This is a genomic window from Actinomycetospora lutea, from assembly GCF_028737205.1.
Lineage (GTDB): Bacteria > Actinomycetota > Actinomycetes > Mycobacteriales > Pseudonocardiaceae > Actinomycetospora > Actinomycetospora lutea.
In genome coordinates this window covers 1-1,650 of record NZ_JAQZAL010000084.1, presented here as the reverse complement: position 1 = coordinate 1,650, position 1,650 = coordinate 1, and the positions used below count along the sequence as shown (strand labels likewise).

The following is a 1,650-nucleotide window of genomic DNA, read 5'->3' as shown; positions in this document are numbered from 1 at the left end:
GGTACCAGAACGGCTGGTCAGGCTGGGAAAGCCTCGGCGGCGTCCTCACCTCCGAGCCGGCCGCCGTCTCCTGGAGGAGCGATCGAATCGACGTCTTCGTCCGCGGCACTGACAACGCTCTCTGGCACAAGTGGTGGGCGCGTGTTCCGACCGTGCGCTTGCACACCAAGATCCTCACCGCTCCTACCGTGCCGGTCGCCACCATGGTCCAGAGGATGCGGGAGGTTTACGCGACAGCAGGGGTGCTGGTCGTGTGGGCCTCCACTGAGAACCTCAACCTCCCGACATTGAACGATGTGGACGTTGGCCAGTGCGTCGTCGGGCAAACAACCGCCGAGCAGAATCAACTTTTCAGCAATCGGAACAACGCAGGCGCCAACGACGTCGTCGTCTACTTGGTTCGCTCGACGGTGCCGCCGTTCAACGGTTGCGCTGCGCATCCAGCGGGTCGACCCGGGGCAGTTGTTGCACAGGGAGCAACCCAGTGGACCTTTGGTCACGAAGTGGGTCACGTACTCGATCTCCGACACGTGAACGACAACGACCGCCTGATGACAGGAAACGGCACAGCCAACATCACCAATCCTCCGCCCGATTTGATTGCATCGGAAGTCACCACGATGCTGAACTCGGCGCTCACCCAAGACATCTGAGGAGGCCCACAGTGGCCACCACCATGCAGGACGTCCGGTCCATTCTCGAGCCTGAGGAGCCCGACTACTCGACCGCCGCGGCCCTCGGTTCCGACGCGCTTCCCTTCCTGACACAACTTGTCGCTGGCGCTGACCCGATGCTCGCCGCGAAGGCTGCCTACGCCGCTGGCCTACTCAACGGAAGCGACGGCGTCGATGTCGTGCGGGCCGCGGCGTCGCACCCTGACCCCGCCGTCCGTGTCGCTGCGGCTACCGCGGCTGGACAACTCGGGTCCGCCGAGGCAAGCGAGCTGTTGACCGGGCTCGTGGCCGACACGGACACGGGGGTCCGCAAGGTCGCTCGGCAGTCCGTCCCCATCGAGCCGTCAACGGCCCTCGCCGAGCAGCTCGAAGCGCAACCCCCCGACGACGCACCATCGGAGAGGCCCGGGTTCGATGCCGCCAGCATCGAGCGCCCGATGCCCGGCGAAAGCCGGACCCTCGGCCACGGGAGCGCCGGCCTCATGCCAGGAGAGACTGCCGACCGATCGTCAAGCTCGCGCGGCCTCATGCCCGGCGAGGACGACGCAGCCGGCTCGACAATGATGCCGGGCGAAGCCGACCGATCATCCAGCCGCCCCGGGCTGATGCCGGGCGAAGCAGAGTAGCCCAGCACGGGCCCAGGCGTAGATCGAAGCCCCCCAAGACATAGAAGCCGGTTATCGGTTCCCGAACCCGGGGGGATGCCACCAGCGGGAAGGCGGAAGCGCGGCGGCTGTCGGCCATGTCGCAGTAGAGGGCGTGAGTGATGATGAGGCCGTCGCGGGTGTCTCCGAGCGCGCCGCCGCCGCGGACGGCTGGAAGTCCGGGGACATCGCCGTCGTGGACGCCGGGGAAGATCCATCCGTCGGCGAACGCCGTGCCCTCGACGAGGCATGCCGCCTTCTCAAGGTTGAGCTCGTCCTAGTGGTCCGTCTCGGAGTTAGCTTGTCGGTTGGCTCTGGCGAGGATGGTGTCG

Annotated in this window: 3 protein-coding genes; all 3 read left to right on the top strand. The window is 66.5% G+C overall.

Features of this window, described 5'->3' with window-relative positions; genetic code table 11:
* Positions 1–653 (top strand): DUF8189 domain-containing protein (locus tag PHK61_RS31745; RefSeq protein ID WP_476288795.1); only part of this gene is annotated, 653 nt, incomplete at its 5' end.
* 11 nt (positions 654–664) lie between these two features.
* Complete coding sequence (locus PHK61_RS31740; RefSeq protein ID WP_274285029.1) at positions 665–1,300, top strand: HEAT repeat domain-containing protein; 636 nt, start codon at positions 665–667, stop codon at positions 1,298–1,300.
* Positions 1,301–1,433: 133 nt separating this feature from the next.
* On the top strand, positions 1,434–1,650 hold a 217-nt coding region (locus PHK61_RS31735; RefSeq protein WP_274285028.1), incomplete at its 3' end, for a hypothetical protein.